The organism is Tsuneonella rigui, assembly GCF_003958625.1.
GTDB lineage: Bacteria > Pseudomonadota > Alphaproteobacteria > Sphingomonadales > Sphingomonadaceae > Tsuneonella > Tsuneonella rigui.
The window spans coordinates 223,794-242,997 of record NZ_RSEL01000005.1 but is presented as its reverse complement, the minus strand read 5'-3'; the positions used below and the strand labels follow the sequence as shown (position 1 = coordinate 242,997).

The 19,204-nt window shown below is 66.2% G+C and carries 22 protein-coding genes; 7 read left to right on the top strand and 15 right to left on the bottom strand.

Annotation, left to right across the window (positions count from 1 at the left end):
* Positions 1 to 4: 4 nt before the first annotated feature.
* Complete coding sequence (locus ELY12_RS01905; RefSeq protein ID WP_126175008.1) at positions 5 to 1,609, top strand: M20/M25/M40 family metallo-hydrolase; 1,605 nt, start codon at positions 5 to 7, stop codon at positions 1,607 to 1,609.
* A gap of 3 nt (positions 1,610 to 1,612) precedes the next feature.
* Here ELY12_RS01905 and ELY12_RS01900 read toward each other — a convergent pair whose 3' ends face one another.
* From ELY12_RS01900 to ELY12_RS01885, 4 genes are read right to left on the bottom strand one after another with little or no spacing between them, the layout of a single operon-like run.
* Positions 1,613 to 2,074: a MaoC family dehydratase gene (locus ELY12_RS01900; protein WP_126175007.1), complete on the bottom strand. Its 462-nt coding sequence runs from the start codon at positions 2,072 to 2,074 to the stop codon at positions 1,613 to 1,615.
* Between the two features lie 9 nt (positions 2,075 to 2,083).
* Positions 2,084 to 2,299, bottom strand: a complete 216-nt coding sequence (locus ELY12_RS01895; protein WP_126175006.1) for a hypothetical protein — start codon at positions 2,297 to 2,299, stop codon at positions 2,084 to 2,086.
* A gap of 23 nt (positions 2,300 to 2,322) precedes the next feature.
* On the bottom strand, positions 2,323 to 3,741 hold the full coding sequence (locus tag ELY12_RS01890; protein WP_126175005.1) for a hypothetical protein: 1,419 nt from the start codon (positions 3,739 to 3,741) through the stop codon (positions 2,323 to 2,325).
* Positions 3,742 to 3,757: 16 nt separating this feature from the next.
* Positions 3,758 to 4,498: a glutaredoxin family protein gene (locus tag ELY12_RS01885; RefSeq protein ID WP_241229681.1), complete on the bottom strand. Its 741-nt coding sequence runs from the start codon at positions 4,496 to 4,498 to the stop codon at positions 3,758 to 3,760.
* Between the two features lie 42 nt (positions 4,499 to 4,540).
* Between ELY12_RS01885 and ELY12_RS01880 the strand changes: the two genes are divergently transcribed.
* Complete coding sequence (locus tag ELY12_RS01880; protein WP_126175004.1) at positions 4,541 to 4,927, top strand: MerR family transcriptional regulator; 387 nt, start codon at positions 4,541 to 4,543, stop codon at positions 4,925 to 4,927.
* Here ELY12_RS01880 and ELY12_RS01875 read toward each other — a convergent pair.
* Positions 4,924 to 5,721: a DUF1206 domain-containing protein gene (locus tag ELY12_RS01875; protein ID WP_126175003.1), complete on the bottom strand. Its 798-nt coding sequence runs from the start codon at positions 5,719 to 5,721 to the stop codon at positions 4,924 to 4,926. The two genes, ELY12_RS01880 and ELY12_RS01875, sit on opposite strands and share 4 nt — an antisense overlap.
* A 50-nt stretch (positions 5,722 to 5,771) precedes the next feature.
* Positions 5,772 to 6,872 (bottom strand): redox-regulated ATPase YchF, encoded by a 1,101-nt coding sequence (gene ychF / locus ELY12_RS01870; protein ID WP_126175002.1) that lies wholly within the window; start codon positions 6,870 to 6,872, stop codon positions 5,772 to 5,774.
* Between the two features lie 110 nt (positions 6,873 to 6,982).
* Between ychF and ELY12_RS01865 the strand changes: the two genes are divergently transcribed.
* From ELY12_RS01865 to ELY12_RS01855, 3 genes are all read left to right on the top strand, one after another.
* Complete coding sequence (locus tag ELY12_RS01865; RefSeq protein ID WP_241229680.1) at positions 6,983 to 9,334, top strand: zinc-dependent metalloprotease; 2,352 nt, start codon at positions 6,983 to 6,985, stop codon at positions 9,332 to 9,334.
* A 103-nt stretch (positions 9,335 to 9,437) separates the two neighbouring features.
* Positions 9,438 to 10,493: a magnesium transporter gene (locus ELY12_RS01860; RefSeq protein WP_126175001.1), complete on the top strand. Its 1,056-nt coding sequence runs from the start codon at positions 9,438 to 9,440 to the stop codon at positions 10,491 to 10,493.
* Positions 10,490 to 10,723 carry a hypothetical protein gene (locus tag ELY12_RS01855; protein ID WP_126175000.1) on the top strand — a complete coding sequence of 78 codons (234 nt, stop codon included), beginning with the start codon at positions 10,490 to 10,492 and terminating at the stop codon, positions 10,721 to 10,723. The genes ELY12_RS01860 and ELY12_RS01855 overlap by 4 nt, the downstream gene beginning before the upstream one ends.
* Position 10,724: 1 nt before the next feature.
* Here the strand turns inward: ELY12_RS01855 and ELY12_RS01850 are convergent, their stop codons facing one another.
* The 9 genes from ELY12_RS01850 to ELY12_RS01815 form a co-directional block, all read right to left on the bottom strand.
* On the bottom strand, positions 10,725 to 11,252 hold the full coding sequence (locus ELY12_RS01850; protein WP_126174999.1) for a CPBP family intramembrane glutamic endopeptidase: 528 nt from the start codon (positions 11,250 to 11,252) through the stop codon (positions 10,725 to 10,727).
* A 59-nt stretch (positions 11,253 to 11,311) separates the two neighbouring features.
* Positions 11,312 to 11,881: an aminoacyl-tRNA hydrolase gene (gene pth, locus ELY12_RS01845; protein ID WP_126174998.1), complete on the bottom strand. Its 570-nt coding sequence runs from the start codon at positions 11,879 to 11,881 to the stop codon at positions 11,312 to 11,314.
* Between the two features lie 9 nt (positions 11,882 to 11,890).
* On the bottom strand, positions 11,891 to 12,400 hold the full coding sequence (locus ELY12_RS01840) for a P-loop NTPase family protein (RefSeq protein WP_126174997.1): 510 nt from the start codon (positions 12,398 to 12,400) through the stop codon (positions 11,891 to 11,893).
* A 93-nt stretch (positions 12,401 to 12,493) separates the two neighbouring features.
* Positions 12,494 to 13,138 carry a 50S ribosomal protein L25/general stress protein Ctc gene (locus tag ELY12_RS01835; protein WP_126174996.1) on the bottom strand — a complete coding sequence of 215 codons (645 nt, stop codon included), beginning with the start codon at positions 13,136 to 13,138 and terminating at the stop codon, positions 12,494 to 12,496.
* A gap of 106 nt (positions 13,139 to 13,244) precedes the next feature.
* Positions 13,245 to 14,120, bottom strand: a complete 876-nt coding sequence (locus ELY12_RS01830) for a TraB/GumN family protein (RefSeq protein WP_164549375.1) — start codon at positions 14,118 to 14,120, stop codon at positions 13,245 to 13,247.
* Positions 14,117 to 15,025: a TraB/GumN family protein gene (locus ELY12_RS01825; RefSeq protein ID WP_126174994.1), complete on the bottom strand. Its 909-nt coding sequence runs from the start codon at positions 15,023 to 15,025 to the stop codon at positions 14,117 to 14,119. The genes ELY12_RS01830 and ELY12_RS01825 overlap by 4 nt, the downstream gene beginning before the upstream one ends.
* 60 nt (positions 15,026 to 15,085) lie before the next feature.
* Positions 15,086 to 15,241, bottom strand: a complete 156-nt coding sequence (locus ELY12_RS14210) for a hypothetical protein (RefSeq protein ID WP_164549374.1) — start codon at positions 15,239 to 15,241, stop codon at positions 15,086 to 15,088.
* Positions 15,225 to 15,422 (bottom strand): helix-turn-helix transcriptional regulator, encoded by a 198-nt coding sequence (locus tag ELY12_RS01820; protein ID WP_126174993.1) that lies wholly within the window; start codon positions 15,420 to 15,422, stop codon positions 15,225 to 15,227. The genes ELY12_RS14210 and ELY12_RS01820 overlap by 17 nt, the downstream gene beginning before the upstream one ends.
* Positions 15,419 to 15,805, bottom strand: coding sequence for a hypothetical protein (locus ELY12_RS01815; RefSeq protein ID WP_126174992.1), 387 nt, complete (start codon positions 15,803 to 15,805; stop codon positions 15,419 to 15,421). The genes ELY12_RS01820 and ELY12_RS01815 overlap by 4 nt, the downstream gene beginning before the upstream one ends.
* A 144-nt stretch (positions 15,806 to 15,949) precedes the next feature.
* On the opposite strand from ELY12_RS01815, the gene ELY12_RS01810 reads away from it, so the two are divergent.
* Together ELY12_RS01810 and glyS are read left to right on the top strand one after the other, a co-directional pair.
* The gene (locus tag ELY12_RS01810; RefSeq protein ID WP_126175246.1) at positions 15,950 to 16,849 is read left to right on the top strand and encodes a glycine--tRNA ligase subunit alpha; all 900 of its coding nucleotides are present in this window, start codon (positions 15,950 to 15,952) and stop codon (positions 16,847 to 16,849) included.
* Complete coding sequence (glyS, locus tag ELY12_RS01805) at positions 16,846 to 19,107, top strand: glycine--tRNA ligase subunit beta (protein ID WP_126174991.1); 2,262 nt, start codon at positions 16,846 to 16,848, stop codon at positions 19,105 to 19,107. Before ELY12_RS01810 ends, glyS begins: the two co-directional genes overlap by 4 nt.
* Positions 19,108 to 19,204: the final 97 nt, after the last annotated feature.

The window sequence follows — 19,204 nt, the reverse complement described above, 5'->3', positions numbered from 1 at the left end:
GTTCATGACTGGACCGATCAAGGCGAGCCTTCTCGCCGCAGCGGCGCTTGCGCTCATTCCGGCGGCATCGGCCGCGCAGGACGCAGGGGATAGCGCGCGCGTCATCGATGAGGGCATGAACCGCTCGCAGGTCCAACTGACAGCGCACGACCTGCTCGACCGGATCGGGCCGCGGCTCACCAACTCGCCCAATATGCGCAAGGCCGAGGGCTGGGCGGTCGACAAGATGGGCGAGATCGGTCTCGCCAACGTCCACAAGGAAGGGTTCGAATTCGGCCCCGGGTGGGAAGCGAATGACTTCCGCGTGCGCATGATCGCCCCGCGCCCGATCACGCTCACCGCGGTCCCAATCGCATGGACTCCCGGCACCCAAGGCACGCTCGAGGCGCCCGTCGTGGTCGCGCCGATGGACAAGGTCGAGCACTTCGCTGCTTACCGCGGCAAGCTCGCCGGCAAGATCGTCCTGGTCAGCAAGCCTGGCACCGGAGACGAGCCGACCGATCCTCCATTCGAGCGGCTCGACACGACGGAGATTGCCAAGCTCGATAAGTTCAGCCTGCCCAACTACGATCCCGATGCGATCGACCGCGGAATCGAACGGCGCCGGTTCGCCAACGATCTCGACCGTTTCCTGAAGGAAGAAGGCGCGGTCGCCTGGGCCAAGATGTCGTACCGCGACGGGAAATTGGTCCACGGCTCGGGCTACACCTTCCAGGATCTGCCCTCGCTGCCGGGGATCGAGATCGCCGCCGAGGACTACCGTCGCCTTGCGCGCCTCGCGGCGACCGGACCGGCGCCAACGCTGTCGGTCCAGCTCGACTCGCGCTTCGTCACCGATAGTTCGACTGCCTACAACATCATCGGCGAAATCCCCGGCGCCGATCCCAAGGCCGGTTATGTCATGGCCGGAGCGCACTTCGATAGCTGGTGGACCGCCGATGGCGCGGTGGACAACGGGGCCGGCACGGTCGTCGTGCTGGAGGCTGCGCGCATCCTCAAGCAACTCGGGGTGCGGCCCAAGCGCACGATCCGTTTCGCGCTGTGGTCGGGCGAGGAGCAGGGCCTGCTCGGCTCATTGGCGTACGTCCGCCAGCACCTCGTCAGCCGTGCGGGAGAGGACGCGATCAAGCCGACCGAGCTGTCGCGCTGGAGCGACCTGTGGCCGATCACGCCCAAGCCCGGATACGGCCAGCTCAAGGCCTATTTCAATCTCGACAACGGCAGCGGCAAGATTCGCGGCATTCACACCGAAGGCGATGCGGGCGCAGACTCGCTGCTCAAGAAGTGGCTGACGCCGTTCGACGCGATGGGCGCGGCTTCACTAGTCGCTTCACCGACCGGCGGAACCGACCACGTGTACATGCAGCGCGTCGGCCTGCCGGGGTATCAGTTCGTGCAGGACCCGCTCGATTATTTCTCGCGCCTCCACCACACCAACATCGACACGTTCGATCACCTGCGTCCCGACGACCTGCGTCAGGCGGCGACGGTGATGGCGGGCGTGCTGCTGGCGGCAGCGAACGACAAGGACACTCTGCCGACGCAGGCCCTGCCGACCCGCCCGACGACGACCGAGCCGTTCGTCTGGAAATACCCAGACGAAAAGTGAGGGTTACTCTACGGGCGCGTCCGGATCGCGGACCTGGACGAGCCCGTTGGAGACCATCTGCATCACCGGCTCGTCGTTCTGGTTGAACACCGTTAGCTGCGACTTGAAGATGCCCATCTCGGGCCGCGACTGGCTGCGACGCTTCTCCAATACGGTGCTTTCGACCCGCAGTGTGTCGCCGGGATAGACCGGCTTCAACCAGCGCAGGTTGTCGATACCCGGCGAGCCGAGCCCGGCCTGCCGGTTCTGCTTCAGGTTTTCGACCAGCATCGACATGGTCATCGCGCAGGTGTGCCAGCCACTGGCGGATAGGCGCCCGAAGTGAGTCGCGGCCGCCGCCTCGTCATCGAGATGGAATGGCTGCGGATCGTACTTGGCGGCGAACTCCATCACCTCTTCGCGGGTGACGGGATAGTTACCAAACTTGGCGGTCACACCGACCGGGATGTCCTCGAAGTACTGCATTCTAAAGGCTTACTTCTGCGGCGCGGGCGGAGTGGGCATCTCATGCATACCATGCATGTCGTGGCCCTTGTGATCGCCCTCGGCCTCGCCCGGACAGCAGGTCTTGCCGTCCTCCTTCATCTTTTCGCAGCAGCAGCACTTCTCCTTCGGATCGGCGGCGTCGGCGGCGAAAGCGGTGCCTGAAACGGTGAGCAGGGCGAGCCCGGCGATCAGATACTTCCTCATGGTGTGCATTCTCCCTGTCAGGCTCAATCGCCGAAACTGAATCGCGCGAACAGCGTGTAGCCCATCGGGTTCGATCCGTAAGCGAAATCGAGCGCCTTGGGTTTGGCGAACGCCGACACGGTTCCGCCCAGCGCGAGGTTCACGGGGCCGAGCGGCACGCGGTAGGCGTATCCCGCCTGGAACTTGGTCACGCGGAAGGGCTGGTCGTGCAGCGGATCGGCGTGATCGGGAAATAGCTCGTCGTTCTTCACGTTCTCGATCCGCCCAAACAGCGTGTGGTGCTCGGTCAGGTCCCAGTTTACCTCGCCGAGCCAGGCGGTGAGCGTATCGCCGGGCACGCGGTTCTTGGCGCTGAACGCTGCCATTGCCGAAAGGCCACGGCCGTTGTTGTAGTGCGCCGAAACCGTGGTGCGGTGCTCGTCCTCGCCGGGATGTAGCTTCTCGGGCTCATCGATCTGGCCATAGCTCGCCTGCAGCAGCCACGCGGGCGAGGGCGCGAAGCTGGCGCGCACGCTCCACGAATCGAGCTTGGGAGTCTCGATATTCCATCGGAATTCATCGGGCTCGCGGCCGCGGAAGGCGCTGGCCTCGAGCTGCCACTTCTTCGCGCTGATGCCGCCAGTGACCACGCCGTACACGATGTGGGTGGAATCGAACCAGTGGTGGGTTATCGGCGCCTCGGGATTATAGCGCGCGCTGGCGCGGTGCATGAAGGCGCTGGGCCCGAGCGCCGGTTCGCCGACCGGACCACCGTAGAGAAACACGCTGGTGCCGTCCGCCACATCGAGATCGATCCGGCCTGCCAATTCCATGAATAGATCATGCGGGTGCTGCCGGTCGACCAGCGGCTCTCCGTAAGCGACCTCACCGGTCGCAAACAGGTTGGGGTAGCCGTCGTGTCGCATGGCAGGCTCGGCGCTGAGCATTGTGCGCGCGATCCATCGACCGCCGTCGAAGCTGCCGCCGACGGTCGCCATCGCCATCGACTGGACGTAGAACTTGTCGTCGCCGCGCGGCCCGCTTTGATCGGTGTAGACCGGCCAGACGAAACCGTGGAGCATCAGGCTCGCATCGCCGCCCAGCGGGATCAGCGCGCCGTGATTCATCACTTCGTTGGCCGGCAAACGCGCTGTGCCGGAGCCTTCGCCGCCCATGGCGTGAGCCATCGTGGCGTAATTCATCGCCGAGTGGTCCATCGGCTCTACGGCGCCGTGCGCCATGATGCCGTGGTCCATCTTGGAATGATCCATAGGCGGCGGATTGGCCGAGGCGCTGCACGCCATGCTGCCCTTGCCTTCGAGGGTGATCGTGCAGCTCTCCTCGGCGGGCGCCGGGCCAGGCGTCGGTGCCGGCATCTGCATTGCGCCATGATCGTGCTGCTGCGCCGCGGCGGGCGCGGCGATGGCAAGCAGTGCGGTTCCAACAAGAAGGTAGCGGGTCATCGGGAAATTTTCCGGTTCAAAGGTTGATTAGCATCCAGACCGCCATGGCGATCATCGCGAGGTTTTCGGTGAGTGAGACGAAGCCGAGCGGCACGTTGCTCGACCCGCCGACGCAGGCGCACTTGATCTCGCGCTTCTGCACATAAACCGCGTAGAACACGCTGACCGCGCCAATCGTGCCGATGAACAGCGCGACGGGGATCGACAGCCAGTCGAGCGCGTGCGCGGCCATCAGCACGCCGGCACCCGCTTCGAGGAACGGGTAAGCATAGGCGTAGGGCACCCACCGCTGCGCCAGCAGGTCGTAGCCGAGGAACATCGAGGAGAACTTCTCGACATCCTGCAGCTTGAGCATGGCGAGGATCACCATGGCGAAGGCGATGAACCATTCGCCGGCCTGCACGGTCAGCGCTGCGCCGAATGCGTGGAAGCTGGCTGCCAGCGCAAGTAGTGCCGAAACGGCAAAGACCACCAGCACCGGTGTGTAACTGGTCGCTCCAGCGGCAGGCAGCGGCTTGCCGAGGAACGCGCGGAGATCGGTGTAGCCGCCGATGCGCTTTCCATCGATGAAAGTCTGCGGCGTGGTTTCCACTCCATGCTCACGCTTGTAGGCGTCCGCTTCCTCGCGGGTGGTGAGCCAGTGGTCCTCCACGCGGTAGCCGTGCTTCTCCAGCAGCCATTTGGACTTGGTGCCGTAGGGGCAGGTGTGGTTCGGCATGACCATGCGGGTCAGGCTCGCGGTCTTGTTCGTGCTCATGGCCCATTATATAGGTTCCGTACCATAGTACGGAGTCAAGAGGTGAATCCGCTCAGAATTTCAGAGCTCGCAAAAAAGGGCGGTGTCGGGGTGGAGACTGTCCGCTTCTATCAACGCAAAGGCCTGCTCGATGCACCGCAAGGCAGTGCTACGGCCGGGCGTCACTACGGTGCCGACGACGTCCGCCGCTTGCGCTACATCCGCAAGGCGCAAACTGCCGGCTTTACTCTGTCTGAGATCGCCGAGCTCATCGATCTCGACCGCGCCGACGACCGCCCGCGCGCGCGCGACATGGCGAGGGCACGGATAGCGGCTCTGGACGAGAAGATCGCTGAGCTGACCGAAGCACGCGCCGCGCTCGCCAAGCTGGCAAAGGACTGCGCAAAGGGCGGGGCGGGGCCGTGCCCGATCCTCGCTGCGTTCGACTAGAGCCTGGGCTTGAGATCGCCGTGATGAATGTCGGGGATCACCCGGTACCGCGCCATGATCAGGCTGAAGACGCCGAACAACAGCAGACCGACAGCAACGAGCGTGTAGATCACGCCATTGTCCCGCAGGGCCAGAATGGCCTCGCCGAGGCCTTTGACCTTGCCCGATTGCGACAGCCAGGCCGACTGCACGAGCGACCAGCCGATCAGCGCGAACACCACCGCTCGCGCAGCGCTGCCGGCGCGGCCGACAGCCTCGACACCGGTGGGAGCCCGGCCATCGATGTGTTTCATGAAGTCGGCGGTCACCGCGCTCTTGGCCTGCATGAACGCGCCGACGAGGAAGCCCAGCCCGACGACTCCGAGCACGAAACCGCCGACGCTCCAGTCCATCACCGATCCCGCCATCTGCTGGCTCTGTCCCCCTTCAGCCGCGTGCTTAGCGCCGGTCGCGAATTGATACGCGGCATAGGCTAGGAACAGGTGCGCGACACCGCTGGCGCCGTCACCGATGCGCTTGAGCACGCCCTTCGGCTTGCTCCCGCGATGCTGGATGTCGCCGATCGCCGAGACCAGCTTGAAGCCCGCGTAGGCCAACAGACCGAGCGCAACGAGCCACAGGATGACGCTGCCGAGGGGAACTTCCTGCAGATAATCGAACACGGATGAGGCGCCTTCGCGCGCCTCACCCTGTGTGCTGAGGGCGAGGTAACCGAGGAGAATGTAGACCACTCCGCGCGCGGCGTACCCCAGCCGCACCAAGGTGATGAAGCCCTGCGATTTATCGACCGCCATCTACGTTCTCCCCGTTTCGCGAGGGAACGGGTGGAGCGGCGATTGGTGCCTCAGACGTTGAACTTGAACAGCATCACGTCGCCGTCCTGCACCTGGTACTCCTTGCCCTCCTGGCGCAGCTTGCCGGCTTCGCGCGCGCCGCTTTCGCCGCCCAGCGCCACGTAGTCGTCAAAGGCGATCGTCTCGGCGCGAATGAAGCCGCGTTCGAAGTCGGAGTGGATTTCGCCCGCCGCTTGGGGCGCCTTGGCACCCGAGGGGAAGGTCCACGCTCGCGCTTCCTTGGGGCCGGCAGTGAAGAAGGTCTTGAGGCCGAGCAGGGTGTAGCCCGCCCGGATAACGCGGCTGAGACCGCTCTCGGTGAGGCCGAGTGCCTCGAGATATTCACCGCGTTCCTCGGCCGGCATGGCGACCAGCTCGCTCTCGATCGCCGCGGAGATCACTACCGCCTGCGCACCCTCCGCCTGGGCCTTGGCGAAGACCTGCGCCGACAGCGCGTTGCCTTCGGCCGCTTCGTCCTCCGCGACGTTGCAGACATAGAGCACCGGCTTGGCGGTCAAGAGCTGCGCCTGCTCGAACACCCGCGCTTCGTCGTCGCCGTTGGGCTCGGTCAGGCGCGCGGGCTTGCCTTCGCGCAGCAGATCGAGCGCCTGGCCGAGCACGCTCGCCATGACCTTGGCTTCCTTGTCGCCCCCGGTCGCCTTTTTCTGCGCGGCAGGGACCCGCTTTTCGAGGCTTTCGAGGTCGGCGAGCATCAGCTCGGTCTCGACCACTTCGGCATCGGCGATCGGATCGACCTTGTTGGCGACGTGCTGGATGTCGTCGTCCTCGAAGCAGCGGAGGACGTGCACGATCGCATCCACTTCGCGGATGTTGCCGAGGAACTGGTTGCCGAGGCCTTCGCCCCTGCTCGCGCCCTTCACCAGGCCCGCGATGTCGACGAAGCCGAGCTGGGTCGGGATGACCTTGGCGCTGCCGGCGATCGACGCCAGCTTGTCGAGACGCTCGTCCGGCACCGAGACCTGGCCGACATTCGGCTCGATCGTGCAGAACGGATAGTTCGCGGCCTGCGCGGCCTGCGTTTCGGTGAGGGCGTTGAACAGCGTCGACTTGCCGACGTTGGGCAGGCCGACGATTCCGCAGCGGAAACCCATCGGTAACTCCGGATGGTGGGGGACAGGCCGCGGCCCTTAGCCCCCAACTCGCGCGAAAGGAAGATGACAGCGCCTCCCTCCGCGCTAAGCAGATGGAAAGGGAGGGAATGATGATCAGGCAGACGATTCTGGCGGCGCTGCTGGCGACCGCGGCGATCTCCGCGCCGGTGCTGGCCGAGGACTCGCTGGTGCCGGTGAGCGCCAGCCAGGAAGACGGCAAGATCGTCCTCACCCTGCCGGCGCCCGGCGAAGACGGGATCGCCGCGCGCTATCTCTACGTCGCGCAGATCGAGACCGGCATCGGCTCCTCGGCAACCGGGGTCGATCGCGGGGCGCCCTTGCGCAACGGGATCATCCGCTTCCGCCGCGCGGGCGCCAAGGTGATCGCGGAGCTGGAAAACACCACTTTCGTCGCGCCGAATGGACCGGACGCGCTGCAACAGTCGGTCGCGAACAGCTTTTCCAACGCGACGCTTTGGGTGGGCGACGTCGCCGCGACCAACAAGGACGGCAGCTTCACCTTCGACTTCGCGCCGTTCCTGGCGATGGATCACTTCGGCTTCGCGCAAGGGTTGGGCGACGGCTACGCGCTGATCGCCAATCGCTCGGTTGCCGATCCCTCGCGCATCCGCCGCTTCCCCGACAACGTCGAGTTCTCCGCGCTGCTCAGCTTCGCCTCGGACAAGCCGTCGGCGTCGCTGCGCAATGTCTCGCCGACGGGCTCGGACATTTCGCTGTGGGTGCGCCATTCGCTGGTGCGGCTGCCGGCCGATCCGATGCCGGTCCGGCACGATCCCTACGACTACATCATCAGCTTGCCGCAATACGATTTCGGCGCGCCGCTGGGGCGCTCGATGCTCGGCAAGGTGGCACTGCGGCACCGCCTGGAGAAGGTCGATCCCACCGCCGCCCGCTCGCGGGTCAAGGAGCCGATCGTCTACTACGTCGATCCCGCCGCGCCGCCAGCAATCCGCCAGGCGCTGATCGAGGGCATTGGCTGGTGGGCGCAGGCGTTCGACGACGCCGGGTACATCGATGCTTTCCGCGTGGAGGAACTACCGGCGGGCGTGGACCCGCTCGATATGCGCTACAACGTGGTCAACTGGGTCAACCGCGCGACCCGCGGCTGGGCGTACGGATCGAGCATCTACGACCCGCGCACCGGCGAAATCCTCAAGGGCAGCGTCATGCTCGATTCGCTCCGGGCGCGGCAGGACGTGCTGATCTTCCAGGCGTTGGTCGGGGCAGGCCTGACCGATAGCGGCGATCCGAACGATCCGGTCGCGGCGGCGCTCGCGCGCATCCGCCAACTCGGCGCCCACGAGGTCGGGCACACGCTCGGCTTTCAGCACAATTTCGCGGCGAGCACGCAGGGGCGCTATTCGGTGATGGATTACCCCGCGCCGCGCATCGGGCTGGCCGGCGGCAAGATCGACCTCAGCGATGCCTACGGCGCCGGCATCGGCGAGTGGGACAAGTTCACCGTCCGCTATCTCTACGCGCCGACCGACGAGGCGGCTCGCCATATTGCGCAGGAGGCGCAGGCCAAGGGGCTGCGGTTCGTGTCGGACAACGATTCGCGCCCGATCTCGACCGGCAACCCGGAAGGCGCGCTGTGGGACGATGCGGCCGATCCCGTCGCAGAGCTGGGCCGCGTCATGGCGGCGCGGCAGGCGGCGCTCGCACGGTTCGATGCCAATGCCGTGCCCGACGGGCAGGACATGGCGAGCCTGCGCCGTGCGTTCGTGCCGATCTGGCTGCTGCACCGCTATCAGGTCGAGGCTGCCGCGAAGTCGCTCGGCGGGGTTGCTACGCCTAGTGCTCTAGTCGGCGACAACGTGCCGGTGACCACCGTCCCGGCCGCGCAGCAGAACGCGGCCCTCGATGCTTTGATGAACGCGCTTTCCGTCGATGGGCTGACCGTACCCGCGCGCCTCCAGCCGCTGCTGTCGTACGGCGAGGGCGACGACGGCGACTACGCCACGCAGATCGAGATCATGCCGACCGCGGGTGGGCCGGTGTTCGACACGCTGCGCGCGACCGAGATCGGCGCAGTGCAGGTGCTCGACAACCTGCTCGATCCGCAGCGGCTCAACCGGCTCGAGATGCAGCATGAGGCCGACGCCGCGATCCCCTCGGTCGATGCGCTCGCCACACGGTTGCTCGACAATGCCAACAAGGTCGCGATCGAGAGCGCCGTCGGCCGGCGGATCGCCACCATGACCGCGCTCTCGCTCGCAAAAGCGGCGCGGCGGCCCGAATTGTCGCGCAGCATTGCGCTACAGATCGACGGCCGCCTGGCGCATTGGGCGAAGTACCTCGGCATGTCGGCGGCGCTGAGCGACGAGGGCAATTGGCGCCGCGGTCTTGCCGCACTGCTGACCGACCGGGAGGCGCTCGCTGCGGCGCTGGCCGACCGCCAAGTCCTTCCCACCGTGCCGCCCGGTATGCCGATCGGCTGACGCGCAATTGGTGAATCGGGTTGTCCGGCGCGCGGGGTCGGCTAACCTTTGGAAAAGTCAGAACGGGTGCGCACGAGTCGAACATTTTCTGGGGGGGTCCCGAATGTCCACTGCCGCCGCCGTCGCCGATCCGTCGGAGTTCATCGATCCGCCCAAGGAGGCTGAGACCCCGGAGGCGGTCGCCAAGCCGCAGACCCTCGCCGACTTGATGACGCCGCCGGTTGGCGTGTTCGGCCCGCAAGTGACGGTGAAGGAAGCGACCGAAGCGCTGCGCGAACAGGTCAAGACGGCCTTCATCACCTATCTCTATGTTGTAGACGGCAGCGAGCGCCTGTTAGGCCTCGTCGTCATGCGCGAGATGCTCCTCGCTCAGCCGGACGCGACCCTTGAATCGCTTATGCTGCGCACGCCGTTCGCACTGCGGTCGGACCTGCCGCTCAGCGAGGCGCTCAAGCAGGCCCTGCACAAGCATTTTCCGGTCTATCCCATCGTCGATGCGCAAGAGCGGCTCGTCGGGTTGGTTCGCGGTTCGGACCTGTTCGCCAACCGCGCGATCGAAATCTCCGGCCAGTCGGGCGCCATGGTCGGTGTCGACAAGGAAGAACGGCTCGGCACCTCGCTCGGGCGCTCGCTCAAGCTGCGGCATCCATGGCTTCAGGTGAACCTCCTGACCGCGTTCATCGCGGCGGCGGTGGTCGGCATCTTCGAAGATACGCTCAGCCGGCTCGTGATCCTTGCGGTGTTCCTGCCGGTCATGGCGGGGCAGACCGGCAACACCGGGTGTCAGGCGCTCGCGGTGACGCTGCGCGGGATGACGCTGGGCGATGTGAAGCCGGGAGCAGAGCCGGGCATGATCCGCAAGGAAGGCATGCTGGGCTTCCTCAACGGCGGCCTCGTCGGCCTCACCGCGGGCATCGGCATGTTCATCTATGCAACCATGCAGGGGGAGGCGAGCCCTATCACCTTCGCGGCGGTGGTGTTCCTGGCCATGATCATCGCCTGCACCGTTGCCGGCATCGCCGGGGCGCTGATTCCGATGACCCTCAAGAAGCTCGGCGCCGATCCGGCGACCGCTTCCAGCATCTTCCTTACCACCGCGAGCGATGTCGCGAGCATGGGTATCTTCCTCACCCTGGCGACGGTAATGCTGCCCAAATGAAGCTCCGCCGGGTCGCGCCGATTGCCGTTCTGTTGGCCCTCGCCGGATGCGAGACGACCAATTCGTCCGACTGGTCGGGCGGGCAGGGCACGCCGTTCAAGCAGGCCGAGCGCAGCTGCAACGAACTGCTGCCGATGGTCGCCAAGGAAGAGAGCCGGCGCGATTTCTTCATCGGCTGCATGCAGGCGCTGGGCTGGACGCTGAAGCCCGGCGGATCGGTAAACCTCTAGCTCACCAGATCGCGTAGAGGTTGTAGAGCGCGTGCATCGCGATCGGCAGGTAGACCGATCCGGTCCGCCATCGCGCGAGGCCGAGCAGCACGCCGTCGACCACGATAATGCCGATCACCCACCAGCTGTAGTCGAAGTGGAGCACCGCCCAACCGAGCGCGGTGATCGCGATGGTCAGTCGAATGCCGATGCGGTCCTTGAGCAGGCCGTAGAGGAAGCCGCGGAACACCAGTTCCTCCGCGGCGGGTCCGAACAGGCACACCGCGAGCACGCGCATGATCGAGGCGGCGAGGGGCGCGGCGATCCACGGGGTGAAATCCCACGGTCCGCGCCAGTGCGTGACGAGATCGGTGCCGAGCATCCACGCGAGGTAGATCGCGGCAATCGCCAGGCCGGCGGCCATGTGCGAGGGCGCTTGCAAGCCCCACCGCTCGCCGGGGTTCTCGGTCTTGCGCAGGCGGATGTATGCGAACGTCGCGAGCGCAGCCGATACGCCGAGCTTGACCGCGGCCGACTGGATATGGTCCATGAACGTGCTCCCCTCGAACAAGGGAGTGATGTAACCTACAGGTTACATAGAGGCAAGCGCTATTGCTGTTGCCGCAGCACGACCTCGCTCATGAATCGCGCATCGTCGCCCTTCGCGAGCCACTCCGCCTCGGCGCCGATCGCTGCCAGCATGTCGGTGAGATCGTCCATCTCCGCCTTGGCGTAGTTACCGAGTACGTGGCCGGTGACGCGGTCCTTGTGGCCCGGATGGCCGATACCGATGCGCACCCGGCGAAAGTCGGGGCCCAGATGCTGGTCGATACTGCGCAGCCCGTTATGCCCGGCGAGGCCGCCGCCGACTCGCGCCTTGACCTTGAACGGGGCGAGGTCGAGCTCGTCGTGCAGCACCGTCAGCGCCTCGACCCCGAGCTTGTAGAACCGCAGTGCCTCCGCCACCGCGCGGCCGCTTTCGTTCATGAAGGTCGCGGGCTTGAGTAGCAGCACCTTTTCAGTGCCGATGCGCCCCTCTTGCACCCAGCCGGAGAACTTCTTCTGCACCGGACCGAACCCGTGCATCTCCGCGATCACGTCGACCGCCATGAAGCCGACGTTGTGTCGGTGCATCGCGTATTGCGGACCGGGATTGCCGAGACCTGTCCAGATTTGCATCGCGCGCTCCTAGCCGTGCGCGCCCAACGCGCCAAGCCAGCGCTCGGCGTCGCGCGGTCGAGTGAAACGGATGACCTTGCCATCGAAGCGATCGAGCAGGCGCACGATCTTCGCGCGCTTCCGGCTGCGGAAGGTCGCGATGTAGGCGATGAACGCGGGATCGAACTGCTCGGGGCACTCTGCGGCGCTGTCCGCACGCACTTTTCCGAACGTGGTGACGATGCGCTTTGCCGCACGCCACAGGCACCGCGGGGTCGAGTAATCGAGGTGGATCACGGTATCGGCGCGCGCGATCCGCACCGCGAGGCTGCCGCCATAATTGCCGTCGATGATCCACCGCTCGCCCGCAACGATGCCGCCGAGCTTGTCCAGCCACTCCGCCGGTTCGCGCTCGGTCCAGCCCGGCAACCAGTACTCGGCGTCGAGATGGCACAACGGCAGGCCGGTGAGGTCCGCGAGCGTGCGCGATAGCGTGGACTTGCCCGCACCGGGAGACCCGATCACCATCACCCTCTGCATCGCCGCCTCCCGTTCCCGCCCGCATAAAACGCGAAACGCCGGCCCATTGCTGGACCGGCGCTCGCGTGTTCGGTTCGAGAAGAGTCGGAGCGATTACTCGCCGGCAGCTTCCTCGGTGCCTTCGGCAGCAGCTTCGCCTTCGTTCGCTTCGTGGCCTTCGGCCTTCTTCAGCGCCGACGGGGCAACCAGAGTGGCGATGGTGAAGTCGCGATCGGTGATCGCGCTCTCGCTGCCGGCGGGCAGCGTCACTTCGCTGATGTGGATCGAATCGCCGACGTCCTTGCCGCTGACGTCGATCTGGATGTCGTCGGGGATCTTGTCCGAATCGCAGACCAGCTCGAGCTCGTGACGCACGACGTTGAGAACGCCGCCCTTCTTGAGGCCGGGGCTGGCTTCTTCGTTGATGAACAGGACCGGCACGGCGACGTGGATCTTCGCGTCCTTGGCGAGGCGCAGGAAGTCTACGTGGATCGGGCGATCGGTAACGGGGTCGAACGCAACGTCCTTGGGCAGGGTGCGCACGGACTTGCCACCGACTTCGACCATCACGATCGAGTTCATGAAGTGGCCGGTGCCGAGCTGGCGAACCAGTTCCTTCGCCTCGACGTGGATCGGAGTGGGTTCTTCCTTGCCGCCGTAGATCACGGCGGGGACACGGCCTTCACGACGCAGTACACGGGAGGCTCCCTTGCCAGCCCGCTCGCGCGCCTCGGCCGGCAGGGTCAGAGCGTCGCTCATCGTAGTGCCTTTCGAATGCGGTAGAGTACCCGGCTCGCCACGCCTCCAGGGATGACCATGGCGCCGGAGCGCGGGCCGTTAGCCGAGGCGGGCGCGAAAGGCAAGCTCAGCGGACGCGGGCGACCTTGTAGCCCTTGGCTGCGAGGAGTTCGGGCAACCCGCCCGGCGGGGCGAGGTGTGCTGCGCCGACCGCGACCAGCGGGCGCTTGCCCTGCGCATGGAGCGCGAGCAGCTTGTCCGCCCACGCTTTGTTGCGGTCGACCAACAGCGCCTGCTTCAATTCGGGATCGGCGAGCATGCCGTCGTCGCCCTCACGCGCGATCGCGTCCATGTCGCCCTTGAGCCACAGCTTGGCGAGGCGGGCGCTGTCATCGGCGTCCATCGTGTCTTCCTCGACCACCGCGCCGAGGAGGTCGCGCTGGTCGGACTCGGGCAGGCGGTCGAAAATGGCGAACTGGCCCTCGACGCCCTCCAGCTCCTCGATCGGGCGAGCTCTGAAGTCGTGCAGCAACGCCCGGTCCACGCCATTCTCGCCGATCGAATCGTCGGCGAGCTGCGCGAGCATGATCGCCGCCGCCCAGGTCTCGATCGCCTTGAAGTCCGCCTCGCGGTAGCCGCCCTTCTTGAGCAGTGCCTGCAGGCGGCCCTGCATCGCGGCCGGAACCCGCTCGGACAGCGGCGGCATGTCGGCGCTGTGCGACAGGCGGGTGAAGATCGCCGAGAGCTTGCCGCTGTCATCCAGATCCTTCGCCTCGACCACCAGCAGGTCGGCATCGACGATCGCCTTCTCGATGGCGGAGTCGCGCCACTTTGCGCCTTCGGGCAGCGCGTGGATGGTGCCGAACAACCAGCCAGCGGGCTTTCCGTCGGGCGCCGTCACCTGCCACAGCGCAGGGGAAGGGGCGGGGAGATCGGTGCGCTCGGCCTTGCCGCATGCCGCCAGCGCGAGCGCCGCCAGCAGCCCGATCGCGACGCGGATCACTGCACCCGGCTCACTTTGATACCCTTGGCGGCGAGATCGGCCTGCACGCTCTTCGCGCCCGCGAGGTGCCCGGCACCGACCGCGACGAATACCGTGCCCGGCGTGTCGAGCCGCTTCTCGACCCAGTTCGCCCAAGTGCGGTTGCGCTGCCATAGCAGCTTCTCCATCAGCGCCTCGTCGCCGGCCATGTCGTCGTTCATCAGCCTGGCGAGGCTGTCGGCATCGCCCTCGAGCCACTCGGCCACCATCGCATCGAGCACGGCCTTGATGTTCTCGTTCCCCGCCAACGTCTGCATCATGTAGTCGATCTGCGCGTCGCGCGGCAGGGTGTCGAAGATCGACAGCTGGTAATCGACCGTCTCCAGCGCGGCATGCTTCTTGGCGCCGCCCGCGGCGGTATCGAGCGCCTTCTCGACCCCGTTCTCCCCGACGATGCCCTCCTTGGCGAGCGGGATCAGCGCGAACATCAGCGCGGCGTACCACGGCTCGAACCGGTCGAAGCTTTCGACCGGCATGCCGAGCTTGCTGAGCGCCGCCTCGTACTTGGCGCGCTGGTCGTCAGAGAGGAGTCCGCGCAGGTTCTCGTCCTGCGGCAGGAACGCGGTCTTGAGCAGCGACTGCTGCATCGCCGCCGGGTCCTTCTCGGCGAGATCGACCTCGGTCACCAGAGTGTCCGAGGCGGCCAGCGCCGGCCCGATCGCACCACGCATCCACGGCACATCCTTCGGTAGCGCGTGGACGGTGCCGAACAGGTAGATCGTGGTGTCCTTGTCCGCGACTTTCCACAGCGCCGGGCCGGGGACTGCGGGTGCGACCGGCTGCGGCGGAGTGGTGGCGCACGCACCGGCGAAGGCGAGGGCGGCTGCGGCGCCGAGGCCCCGCGCAAGCTTGCGGAAAATGGACATGAAAACGGGCGATCTCGAAAAGAGTAAGGGTTGCCCAAGAGTGTGGGGCGCGCCGACGGGTCAAGCAAGGGCGACCAAGAAAAACTGCGTCCTCGGCGACGGCGCGGGCTGCGCGTCGTCGCGCCAAGCTTCTACGATCAATCCGCCGACAAGCGCGACACCAGCGAGCAGGCTGAGCGCCACCGTCCACGCCAAACGATCACGGCGCTTGGTCATCGAAGATCTCCTCGATCGGCATCTCGAACAGGCGCGCCAGCTTGAACGCGAGCGGCAACGAGGGATCGTGCTTGCCCGTCTCGATCGCGTTCACCGCCTGGCGCGAGACCAGCAGCCGCTCGGCGAGCTCGGCCTGGCTCCAGTTGCGCATTGCGCGCAGGACCTTGAGCTTGTTGTTCATGCCGCCCACCGCAGCCGCTTGGCGTGAAAGCCGGCGAAGAACGCGCCGAGCGCGACGATCAGCGTCCAGTTGCTGGAAAGGTCGGGGACCCAGGTCGATGCGCGGTCGCCTTCGAAGGTGCCGAGGTACATCGGCACCAGCGTGCTCCATGCGATCATCGCAATGAAAGACCATGATGCACCGGCTGCCCAAAGCCCCTCAAAGTATTCGTCGCGCAAGCTGCGCCAGAGCAGGATGAAGATGCTGCCGACCAGTAGGCCGGGGCCGACGCCGCGTACGAAGTCGGGCAGGTGGAGTGCCAACGACAAGGCGAGCAGCGCCGTGCCGATGGTGCCGCAGTAGGCCGCCATCATAATCATGTGAGCGCGCTTTTCCGGTGTCATGTGAAGGTGTCTCCGTGTCAGGTTATGCTGACCATATGTCGCGATTCGCTGACTATGTCAACATGACCTGACAAAAAGGCAGGCTGACCTTCCCAAAGCGCGGATGCATTGACGCATTTCCGGCCATCCGCCATGGCCCGCCTCATGCAGCGGGACCGTTCAAAAAGCTTCCAGGATATGATCCTGACGCTCCACGATTTCTGGAGCGCGAACGGCTGCCTGATCCTGCAGCCCTATGACATGCGGATGGGCGCGGGCACCTTCCACACTGCCACCACCCTGCGCGCATTGGGGCCGGAGCCGTGGAACGCTGCCTTCGTCCAGCCCTGTCGCCGCCCGACCGACGGCCGCTATGGGGAGAATCCTAACCGGCTGCAGCATTACTACCAGTACCAGGTAATCCTGAAGCCGAGCCCGCCGGACCTGCAGGACCTCTATCTCAAGAGCCTCGAAGTGATCGGCATCGACCCGCTGAAGCACGATATCCGCTTCGTCGAGGACGATTGGGAAAGCCCGACGCTCGGCGCGTGGGGTCTGGGCTGGGAAGTGTGGTGCGACGGGATGGAGGTGACCCAGTTCACCTATTTCCAGCAAATGGGCGGCTTCGACTGCAAGCCGGTGGCGGGCGAGCTCACCTACGGGCTCGAGCGCCTCGCGATGTATATCCAGGGCGTCGACAACGTGTACGACCTCGACTTCGACGGCCGCGGGTTCACCTACGGGCAGGTGTTCCTCGAGAACGAGCGGCAGATGTCGAAGTGGAACTTCGAGGTTGCCGACACGCCAGCGCTATTCGATCTGTTCGCCAAGGCCGAGGCCGAGTGCCGCAACGCCCTCTCCGCCGACGTGCCGATCGCGGCCTACGAGCAGGCGATCGAGGCGAGCCATGTGTTCAACCTCCTGCAGGCCCGCGGCGTGATCAGCGTGCAGGAACGCGCCAGCTACATGGGCCGCGTGCGCGATCTCGCCCGCTCGAGCTGCGAGGCCTACGCCGCCAAGATGACGCCCGAGTGGCAGGCCAAATTCCCGGGGTGGACGCTGTGAGCGACTTCCTCCTCGAACTCCGCTGCGAGGAAATTCCCGCGCGGATGCAGAAGGGCGCGCGCGCCGACCTCGAAAAGCTGTTCCGCGCCCAGATGGACTCCGCGGGCGTGCCGCTGGGTGAGGTTTCCGTCTGGTCGACCCCGCGCCGCCTCGCGCTGATTGCACGCGGGCTGCCGGACAGCACGCAAGCGGTGAGCGAGGAGACCAAGGGACCGCGCACCAGCGCCCCCGACCAGGCGCTCGACGGGTTCCTGCGCAAGACCGGCCTCAGCAAGGACCAACTGACCGAGCGCGACGGCGTGTGGTACGCGGTGGTCGAGAAGCCCGGCCGCGCGGTGCGCGCTGTGCTGGCCGAGGCGATCCCGGCGATCGTGCGCGCGTTCCCGTGGCCCAAGTCGATGCGCTGGGGCGCCGCTTCGCTTTCGACCGAATCCCCGCGCTGGGTGCGGCCGCTGTCGGGCATCGTCGCCATTCTCGGCGAGAACCTGGTCGAGTGCCAGGTCGGCGAGATCGCCAGCGGGTTCATGACGCTCGGCCATCGCTTCCACCACTCCGGTCCGATCACCATCGGCGGTGCCGACGACTACCAGGAGAAACTTCGCGCTTGCCACGTGATCGTCGATCACGCCGAGCGCGAAGGTATCGTGCGCGAGATGGCCCGCGCCGCCTCGCTCGCCGAAGGGCTAACGTTGATCGAGGACGAGGGGCTGGTGGTCGAGAACGCCGGCCTCACCGAATGGCCGGTGCCGCTGCTCGGTCGCTTCGAAGAAGCCTACCTCGACGTCCCGCCCGAAGTGATCCAGCTCACCGCTCGGGTGAACCAGAAATACTTCGTGTGCGAGGACGCGGCCGGCAAGCTCGCCAACGCGTTCGTCTGCACCGCCAACATCGAGGCGGCCGACGGCGGCGCGGCGATCGTCGACGGCAACCGCAAGGTCCTCGCCGCACGCCTCTCCGATGCGCGCTTCTTCTGGGAGCAGGACCGCAAGACCCCGCTCGCCGAGCAAGCGAAGAAGCTGGAGCGGATCACCTTCCACGTGAAGCTCGGCACGGTCGCCGACAAGGTCGAGCGGGTTGCTAAACTCGCCCGGTGGCTGGTCGAGGAAGGGATTGTAAAACACAATTCCGCTCAGCCTGAGCTTGTCGAAGGCCACGCGCCATTCGGCGCCCTCAGCGAAGGTGCTTCGACAGGCTCAGCACGAGCGGAACTTGCTGATCTAGCCGAACAGGCCGCGCGCCTCGCCAAGGCCGACCTCGTCACCGAGATGGTCGGTGAATTCCCCGAGCTCCAGGGCCTGATGGGCGGCTACTACGCCCGCGCCGAGCGCCTGCCCGACTCCGTCGCCGACGCCATCCGCGATCACTACAAGCCAGTCGGGCATGGCGACGAGGCTCCGACCGCGCCGGTGACGGTGGCGGTGAGCTTGGCGGACAAGCTCGATACGATCTGCGCGTTCTTCGGCATCGACCAGAAGCCGACCGGCTCGAAGGATCCCTTCGCGCTGCGTCGCGCGGCTATCGGCGCGCTGGATCTGATCTCGCGCAACGGCCTGCGCCTGCCTTTGACGCAAGCCGTCCGCGGCGCCTTGGCGAACCGCGCGCGGCAGGACAGCGACACTGCCGCGACGCACCGCCTCGACAAGTCGGCAATCGAAGTCATCGATTTCTTTGCCGACCGGCTCAAGGTCCAGCAGCGCGAGGCGGGCGTCCGGCACGACCTGATCGACGCGGTGTTCGCACTCGGCGGGGAGGACGATCTCGTCCGATTGCTCGCGCGGGTGAAGGCGCTGCAGGCGTTCATGGCGAGCGAGGACGGCGCCAACCTGCTCGCAGGTTACAAGCGGGCGGCCAACATCCTGAAGAAGGAGGACTGGCGCGGGCACGAGGGCGAGATCGCCCGCACCGGCGAAGAAGACCCGCTGGCGCTGGTCGATGATCCCGACCTTGCCCCGGTAATCGCCGCCAAGATGGCCGAGCGCCACGAGAAAGCGCTTTCCTACATCGCCGAGCCTGACGAAAAGGCACTGATCGAGGCGCTCGATGCCGCCGAGCCGACCGCGTCGCAGGCGGTCGAGGCGGAGGACTTCGGCGCGGCGATGGCGGCGCTTGCTACGTTGCGCGCGCCGATCGACCGGTTCTTTGACAGCGTGACCGTGAACGACCCTGACGCCGGCAAGCGCGCCGCGCGGCTCGACCTGCTCGCGCGCTTCCGCGACGCGGTGCACCGGGTGGCCGATTTCAGCCGCATCGAGGGGTGACGGGCTAAGGTGACAAGCGCGACACTGCGAATTGCCGGAAACAGGCAATACATCAAGCAGTTGGGCCAGCCAGAGAGTTTTGAAAAACACCCCCGAT

Excerpts from the sequence above, each read along its gene's own strand:
- ELY12_RS14210 (WP_164549374.1), bottom strand. The coding sequence starts at position 15,241 with ATGACCAAGCGCCGTGATCGTTTGGCGTGGACGGTGGCGCTCAGCCTG.
- ELY12_RS01840 (WP_126174997.1), bottom strand. The coding sequence starts at position 12,400 with ATGCAGAGGGTGATGGTGATCGGGTCTCCCGGTGCGGGCAAGTCCACG.
- ELY12_RS01900 (WP_126175007.1), bottom strand. The coding sequence starts at position 2,074 with ATGCAGTACTTCGAGGACATCCCGGTCGGTGTGACCGCCAAGTTTGGT.
- pth (WP_126174998.1), bottom strand. The coding sequence starts at position 11,881 with ATGCAAATCTGGACAGGTCTCGGCAATCCCGGTCCGCAATACGCGATG.
- ELY12_RS01820 (WP_126174993.1), bottom strand. The coding sequence starts at position 15,422 with ATGAACAACAAGCTCAAGGTCCTGCGCGCAATGCGCAACTGGAGCCAG.
- ELY12_RS01810 (WP_126175246.1), top strand. The coding sequence starts at position 15,950 with ATGCAGCGGGACCGTTCAAAAAGCTTCCAGGATATGATCCTGACGCTC.
- ELY12_RS01885 (WP_241229681.1), bottom strand. The coding sequence starts at position 4,498 with ATGAGCACGAACAAGACCGCGAGCCTGACCCGCATGGTCATGCCGAAC.
- ELY12_RS01860 (WP_126175001.1), top strand. The coding sequence starts at position 9,438 with ATGTCCACTGCCGCCGCCGTCGCCGATCCGTCGGAGTTCATCGATCCG.
- ELY12_RS01850 (WP_126174999.1), bottom strand. The coding sequence starts at position 11,252 with ATGGACCATATCCAGTCGGCCGCGGTCAAGCTCGGCGTATCGGCTGCG.
- ELY12_RS01815 (WP_126174992.1), bottom strand. The coding sequence starts at position 15,805 with ATGACACCGGAAAAGCGCGCTCACATGATTATGATGGCGGCCTACTGC.
- ELY12_RS01875 (WP_126175003.1), bottom strand. The coding sequence starts at position 5,721 with ATGGCGGTCGATAAATCGCAGGGCTTCATCACCTTGGTGCGGCTGGGG.
- ELY12_RS01905 (WP_126175008.1), top strand. The coding sequence starts at position 5 with ATGACTGGACCGATCAAGGCGAGCCTTCTCGCCGCAGCGGCGCTTGCG.
- ELY12_RS01835 (WP_126174996.1), bottom strand. The coding sequence starts at position 13,138 with ATGAGCGACGCTCTGACCCTGCCGGCCGAGGCGCGCGAGCGGGCTGGC.
- ELY12_RS01825 (WP_126174994.1), bottom strand. The coding sequence starts at position 15,025 with ATGTCCATTTTCCGCAAGCTTGCGCGGGGCCTCGGCGCCGCAGCCGCC.
- ELY12_RS01890 (WP_126175005.1), bottom strand. The coding sequence starts at position 3,741 with ATGACCCGCTACCTTCTTGTTGGAACCGCACTGCTTGCCATCGCCGCG.
- ELY12_RS01855 (WP_126175000.1), top strand. The coding sequence starts at position 10,490 with ATGAAGCTCCGCCGGGTCGCGCCGATTGCCGTTCTGTTGGCCCTCGCC.
- ELY12_RS01895 (WP_126175006.1), bottom strand. The coding sequence starts at position 2,299 with ATGAGGAAGTATCTGATCGCCGGGCTCGCCCTGCTCACCGTTTCAGGC.
- ELY12_RS01865 (WP_241229680.1), top strand. The coding sequence starts at position 6,983 with ATGATCAGGCAGACGATTCTGGCGGCGCTGCTGGCGACCGCGGCGATC.
- ychF (WP_126175002.1), bottom strand. The coding sequence starts at position 6,872 with ATGGGTTTCCGCTGCGGAATCGTCGGCCTGCCCAACGTCGGCAAGTCG.